Raw genomic sequence first — 7,128 nt, forward strand, 5'->3', positions numbered from 1 at the left:
ATGTGAAATGTGAGTAGTAAGATTTTTGAGTCATCTCACTTTTCACAAATCACATTTTACATTCCAAAGTATTCTGCCAATGGTCCTAACGCCAGCGCTGGAAAGAAAGACAAAGCAGCAACAATAGCGATTACAGCAAAAATCATGATTCCAAAAATTGTGGTATCGGTTTTTAAAGTTCCTGCACTTTCTGGAATGTATTTTTTGTTCGCTAGTAAACCTGCGATTGCTAAAGGTCCGATGATTGGAATGAAACGGCTTAGTAGTAAAACAATTCCTGTAGTAATATTCCAAAACGGATTATTATCGCCTAAACCTTCAAAACCAGACCCGTTGTTCGCAGCGCTTGAAGTATATTCGTATAACATTTCAGAGAATCCGTGATTTCCTGGATTGTTCAGCCAGCCCGTAGCATTTCCGCTAAACCAATAGCCCATTGCAGTATCATGTGCAGTAAAATAAGAAGCTAAAGCTGTTCCGGCTAAAATCAATAACGGATGAAGAATAGCAATAAAAGCAGCGATTTTAACTTCTCGAGCTTCGATTTTCTTTCCGAAAAACTCAGGAGTTCGACCAACCATTAATCCAGAAATGAAAACAGCCAGAATAATGAAAATATAGAAGTTGAGGTAACCAACACCGCATCCGCCATAGAATACGTTAACCATCATGGCTAATAACTGCATAGCTCCAGAAACGGGCATCGAACTATCATGCATACTATTTACAGAACCTGTAGAAATTACCGTTGTAGCAATACTCCAGAAACCAGAAATAGCTGGACCAAAACGAACTTCTTTTCCTTCCATAGCTCCATTTAATTGAGAAATTCCCATTTTTTCGATAGCAGGATTTCCACTGATTTCACTTGACATTGTCGGAATTACCAAGAGTAGGAATCCAATTGTCATTACACCAAAAACGATATAAGCGAATTTTTGTTTTTTTAGAAAGAAACCAAGTGCGAAAATCATCGCAAACGGAACAATCATTTGTGCCCAAAGTTCAACGGCATTTGTAAAATAAGTTGGATTTTCTAAAGGATGAGCCGAGTTAGCTCCGAAGAATCCACCGCCGTTTGTACCAATATGTTTAATGGCAATAAAAGCAGCAGCTGGTCCGCGAGAAACTTCAACGTGATCGCCTTGTAAAGTAGTAATAGCATCTTTTCCTTCAAAAGTCATTGAAGTGCCGCTGAAAACTAAAGCAATCGCTACGATCACTGAAAGAGGCAATAAAATACGAGTACAGCTTTTTACAAAATAATTGTAGAAATTCCCCAGTTTGTCTGTTGTTCTTTCGCGCATAGCGGTAAAAACCATTACAGCAGCAGCAATTCCAACTCCAGCCGAAACAAATTGTAAAAACATTAATACCATTTGCGACAGGTATGAAACCCCGCTTTCACCAGAATAATGCTGTAAGTTGCAGTTTACAACAAATGAAATGGCGGTATTAAATGCCAAATCAGGAGACATCGATGGATTATTATCTGGATTTAGCGGTAACGAACCCTGAAAAAGCAGGACAAAAAAGCAGAGAAAGAACCAAAGCATATTGATACTTAAAAGTGCTTTTAGATTCTGTTTCCAGTTCATTTCTTCAGCTGGATTGATACCGCTGATTTTAAAAATAAATTTTTCAAGCGGATTGAAAATCGGGTCAAGAAGTGTTTTGTTTCCTAAAAATACTTTAGCAATATATTTTCCGAAGGGAATCGCTAAAACAATAGTGAGGAGAAAAATACCAATGACACCTAGTAATTCTGTATTCATAATGAGTGAGTTGTTGATTGTAAAAAGTGAGATGTGAAGTTGTGAAAAGTGAGATGTGATTTGTAAAATGAAAACATCTAACATTTCACTTTTGACATTTCACATTTATTAGAATTTTTCAGGTTTAATTAATACATAAACCAAATACACGAAAACGGCAATTGAGACAATAAAGAGTGCAGTCATGATTTAGATTTTTTCAAAGAATTCAACAGAGAGAAAACAAATGGCAAACAGTAAAACGGCTAGCCCGAGTAAAAGAAAAGTGATCATAATTATTTCAGAATTTAGAATTTAGATTGTTGCAGAAAACGATTAAACAATTAAACGGTTAACCAATTAAACTTTTTAGACTCCAGAAGCATTAACCTGTTTGATATATTCTGCTTTAAGCGTTTGTGGGAAAAGATGCGAAATATTGCAGTGACGCATTTCCATAAAAGACGAAACCGAAAAAACATACACGTTTGAAATAGCATTTTTAGTTTCGATACTTCCAGTAATAAATAACCGTTCAGCAAGCGCTAAACATTTTTTAGCCCGAACGATATTGCCACAGATAATATTTTTTTTAGTTATCTCAGCAAAGCGTTCCGCTTGTTTGTAAATAGAATTAACTTGATTTTTCATGAGAAGGAATTTTGATGTTCTTCCTCCTTATGCCAAAATACATTCCGAAAATGTAGAGTAGTGTGTAAGATGTTGTAAAATAAGAAGTTGTTGTTTTGTGTCGAAAATTAGGCATAAAAAAAGCCTATCAAAATGATAAGCTTTTATTAAAATGATAAGATATTTAAAAGTAAAGTATTGGAATTTGGAATTTCAAAAATTTGGATTTTATTCTATTGAATCCCATATTCTTCAATCTTTCGATACAAAGTCGCAATCCCAATTTCCAACAATCTAGCCGTTTCGGCTTTATTTCCTTTAGTATAATTCAAAACCTTTTGAATATGGAGTTTCTCAATACTCTGCATAGAAAAAGCCGACATTGATTTTGTGTTTTTCTCCGTTTGATGCTGAATTTCATAAGGCAGAACATCAGAAGTCAAAGTATCACCATTACTCAAAATAACCGATCTTTCAATAACATTTTTAAGTTCACGGATATTTCCCGGCCACGAATAATTTTCTAATTTCTCCAGAAAATCAGCTGAGGTTTGTAAAGTCTTTTTATTCGTTTTTTCCGAAAACTGTTTCACATAATAATTAGCCAACAACTGAATATCTTTAGCTCTTTCACGAAGTGAAGGCAATTTGATTTCGAAAATATTCAAACGGAAATACAAATCAGAACGGAAACGATGCGCTTCACTTTCTTCTTTTAAATCTCTGTTTGTGGCAGCAATTAGTCTAAAATTTGATTTTTTTGAAGTTGTGTCACCAACCGGAATATATTCGCTGGTTTCTAAAACACGTAATAATTTAGCCTGAAGATCAATTGGCATTTCTCCAATTTCATCTAAGAATAAAGTACCGCCATTTGCTTCTTCAATAAAACCTTTTTTATCTTTTAAAGCTCCAGTAAATGCACCTTGCTTATGACCGAAAAGTTCGCTTTCTAAAATTTCTTTGCTGAACGTACTGCAGTTTAAAGCCACAAAAGACTTTCCTGCACGATTGCTGTTTTCATGAATTGCCTGTGCAAAAACCTCTTTTCCGGTTCCTGTTTCTCCAGTCAATAAAACAGTCGAATCGGTTTTGGCAACTTTTTGAGCCAAATCAATAACCTGTTCAATTCCTTTTGATTTTCCGATTATGGTATTAAAAGAATATTTATCGCCAATACGTTTTTCAAGCTGTTTTACTTTTTTCTGCAAATGCACTTTTTCGACGGCTTTATAAAGAAGCGGAATAATTTTGTCGTTATCATCGCCTTTTACAATATAATCGAAAGCGCCATTTTTCATTGCCTGAACGCCGTCTGGAATATTTCCGAAAGCCGTCAGCAAAATAACTTCCGTTAAAGGAAAACTGCTTTTTATGTTTTGAACAAAATCAACACCGTTTCCGTCAGGAAGTTTTACATCACACAAAACAACATCAATATCGGTTTGTTCCAGTTTTTTAAAACCAGATTTTAAATCTTTCGCTTCAAAAACTTCAAATCCTTCCGATTTAATAATACGAACCAGCAGACTTCTCAGTTTTTCTTCGTCGTCTATAATTAAAATTTTGTGTGTCATTTGCAGAGATGCTAAATCAAATTTTGGTATTCGATGTACAAATTTAGCTTTAAAATCTGTTCACTTTTTTGATTCTGTCGAAATTATTTTTAGGTTAATAATTAGGTTTAAAATATTTGTTTCAAAAAGAAATGTACTTTTAGAACCAAAATGAACCACTAAAAAATCATGTCAAAACGAATTCTTTTAATAGTAACTGTCATAATTTTTGGCAGTTTCAATGCTTTTTCAAACGGAATTATCGAAAAAGATTCCTCAAAACCGAAAACCATTTCATTCAAAATAAAACTAAAATCGGCAGATAAAGTAAAAATTGCCGTTGCACCTTTAAAATACAACAAACATTTAGCTTATAGTTTTACGCTCGATGATGGTTACAGATCGGCTTATTTAACAGCTTTTCCATTATTGAATGGAGGAAAGATCAGTAATTCATCGATAAACGAATGGAAAATAGATCAGGGTGGAGACGGAACAACTTCAGAAGGACTTTTTTATTCGGACGGAATGGGAAATAAAATTCCGTTTAAATTAGCATTGGCGATTAATGGAGGTTCAATTCGTGACTTGCCAGAAAACCGTGGACATCTTTCATGGACTGAGGTAAAAGAAATGTATAATGCGGGCTGGGATATTTTGAATCACGGTTTTCACCACGCCACAAAACACGGAACAAATTATTTGACAGAAGTGATCGAAAATACAGCTTCAATAAAGAAGAATTTAGATTTTAAAATGTCTCATTTTGTAGTTCCTGGCGGAGAAGGAGACGAGAAATATTATTTAGAATATGAAAAAGACGCACTTAACAACGGACATTTTTCTGTAGCATCTTATTATGGTGTCGGTCCAATTTTTAAAGTGGATTCAAAAGTAGATTTAGATAAAATGATTTCTGCCCGAACTTTTGTACAAAGTTCAAAAGATACGATTGCATTAAAAACAATGGATCGTTATCTAAAAACGTTAGATTCGATAGTGAAACAACCCAATACCGTTTGGTTTAACGAATTCACACACGGAACAGGAAATACAAATTTGTGGAATCTAAGTATGCGTTTTCCTGAATTCAAATATTATATGACTACGCTTGCCAATAAATATGGTTTAAAAGGAAACGATTCAATCTGGATGGCGCCGTGGCAGGAAGTTTACGAATATATTTGGTTAAGAGACAGAATAAAAGTCGATTTTCAGCAGAAAAATAAAGAAGTAACCGTAACTATTCAGCTTCCAGAAATTCCAGAAACTTTCCGAAATCGAGATATTTCATTGAATATAGAAACTTCATCAAAATTTGAAATCGAAACAAATAAAGATTTAAAAATAAAAGATGATGGTAAAACAACTCACAAACGAATTTTACTACAATTGTTAAGGTAACATTTGTAGTTACAAATATTATAATTCTATTAACATTAGAAAAGAAAAGGCATTCGCATAAATGACTTAATTTTGCATTTTAGCCTTAATTTATATGAAAAAACCAATTTCAGTCTCAATATTAGAGCTTGCGATTATCACCCAAGATAGTAACGCAACCGAAACATTTCAAAAAACAAAAGACATTGCTCAATTAGCCGATAAACTAGGATACAAGCGAATTTGGCTGGCAGAACATCACAATATGGCGCACGTTGCAAGTACAGCAACAGTTGTTTTGATTGGGTATGTAGCAAGTCAAACCGAAAAGATTCGCGTAGGTTCTGGCGGAATCATGCTTCCAAATCATTCGCCTTTAGTAGTAGCAGAACAATTTGGAACTTTAGAAACACTTTACCCAAACCGAATCGATTTAGGTTTAGGAAGAGCACCAGGAACAGATCAGCCAACTGCAGAAGCAATTCGTAAAGACTTTTTTGAACAAGCACAGCGTTTTCCACAAAATGTGAGCAAACTTCAGGAATACTTTTCATTTGAAAATGCTACAGGAAAAGTTCGTGCATTCCCGGCTGAAGGTCTGAATGTTCCAATCTGGATTTTAGGATCAAGTATGGATAGCGCAGCTTTGGCAGCGGCTTATGGATTGCCTTATGCTTTCGCCGGACATTTTGCACCAAAATTGATGATTCAAGCTTTTGAGTTTTATCGTGATAATTTTCAGCAATCCGAATTTTTAGAGCAACCAAAAACAATGGCATGTCTTAATATAATTGCTGCCGATACCAACGAAGAGGCAGAAACATTGTCTACAAGTTTATATCAGATGTTTTTAAATTTAATTAGAAATGATAGAAAAGGATTGCAACCGCCAGTTTCGTCGCTAGATGATATAATGAACGAAGCAGAACGTTTCCATGTAAACCAGATGACAGCGGGAACCTTCACAGGAAACAAAGATCAATTAGTTACCGATTTGAGAAAGTTCATCGACTACGCAAGAATCGACGAGCTAATGGTGACAAGTCCAATCTTCGATCACAATGCAAAACTAAAAAGCATCGAAATCACCAAAGAAGTAATAGACGCCTTAAATCAATAATACATATTATATATAGTATAGATTTTTTATACATTATATATAAGTAATTTCATTTCCAACCCGACAGTTTTTAAAAACCTGTCGGGTTTGTTGTTTGTACATATATAGTATATAAGTATAGCTTGTCAGGCTGAGCGGAGTCGAAGCCCATTGAGATTTGTGATTTGAATAATAATAATAAGGAGCTGTTTCCCGCTATGCGCTCCAATCTTTTTACGACGAACCCCGCCATAAAAAGGATTTCCGCCCTATCGGGGCTAGGGGATCCGTTTCCAGAAGAAGAAAGGATTGAAAACTTGGTGTCTTCGCGTCTCTGCGGGATTAAAAACGGCGCAAAGTGCATTTAGCAACCTTAAATTTTCGTCAAAAAACATCCCGAAAGACTGAAAACCCCTCAAAAGAGACAATCCCAAACATGCGAAAAACAAGGAAAAGTGAAACAAACGAGGAAAAACCGTACAGAAGAGCAGAAATATTTGAATTGTAAAGATGGCGTTACCAGTGAGTTAAGAAAAACATCGAAAAAAGATTGAAAAAAGTGTTTGAAAAAGCTTGCGTAACTGGAATTGTTGTGTACTTTTGCACCCGCAACAACGAAAAACGTTCACTGAATTACTGGCAAGCAGACGGATCAAAGGAAGGTAAAACTTCCGAAAAAAAAGATTCAAAAAAGCTTGCGAGATTT

At 35.0% G+C, this 7,128-nt stretch carries 6 protein-coding genes; 2 read left to right on the forward strand and 4 right to left on the reverse strand.

The window, feature by feature from the left end; genetic code table 11:
- Positions 1 to 56: 56 nt before the first annotated feature.
- From kdpA to K6T82_RS20600, 4 genes are all read right to left on the reverse strand, one after another.
- Positions 57 to 1,775 (reverse strand): potassium-transporting ATPase subunit KdpA, encoded by a 1,719-nt coding sequence (kdpA, locus tag K6T82_RS20585; RefSeq protein WP_223710146.1) that lies wholly within the window; start codon positions 1,773 to 1,775, stop codon positions 57 to 59.
- Positions 1,776 to 1,883: 108 nt separating this feature from the next.
- The gene (gene kdpF / locus K6T82_RS20590) at positions 1,884 to 1,961 is read right to left on the reverse strand and encodes a K(+)-transporting ATPase subunit F (RefSeq protein WP_073489533.1); all 78 of its coding nucleotides are present in this window, start codon (positions 1,959 to 1,961) and stop codon (positions 1,884 to 1,886) included.
- A 162-nt stretch (positions 1,962 to 2,123) separates the two neighbouring features.
- Positions 2,124 to 2,405 (reverse strand): DUF7674 family protein, encoded by a 282-nt coding sequence (locus K6T82_RS20595; RefSeq protein ID WP_223710149.1) that lies wholly within the window; start codon positions 2,403 to 2,405, stop codon positions 2,124 to 2,126.
- A 212-nt stretch (positions 2,406 to 2,617) separates the two neighbouring features.
- Positions 2,618 to 3,961 (reverse strand): sigma-54-dependent transcriptional regulator, encoded by a 1,344-nt coding sequence (locus K6T82_RS20600; protein WP_223710151.1) that lies wholly within the window; start codon positions 3,959 to 3,961, stop codon positions 2,618 to 2,620.
- A 168-nt stretch (positions 3,962 to 4,129) separates the two neighbouring features.
- On the opposite strand from K6T82_RS20600, the gene K6T82_RS20605 reads away from it, so the two are divergent.
- Both K6T82_RS20605 and K6T82_RS20610 read left to right on the forward strand, forming a co-directional pair.
- Entirely contained in the window at positions 4,130 to 5,344 is a 1,215-nt protein-coding gene (locus K6T82_RS20605) for a polysaccharide deacetylase family protein (protein WP_223710153.1), read from the forward strand.
- Positions 5,345 to 5,438: 94 nt separating this feature from the next.
- Positions 5,439 to 6,443 (forward strand): LLM class flavin-dependent oxidoreductase, encoded by a 1,005-nt coding sequence (locus K6T82_RS20610; RefSeq protein WP_223710155.1) that lies wholly within the window; start codon positions 5,439 to 5,441, stop codon positions 6,441 to 6,443.
- Positions 6,444 to 7,128: the final 685 nt, after the last annotated feature.

Source organism: Flavobacterium potami, assembly GCF_020026915.1.
Lineage (GTDB): Bacteria > Bacteroidota > Bacteroidia > Flavobacteriales > Flavobacteriaceae > Flavobacterium > Flavobacterium potami.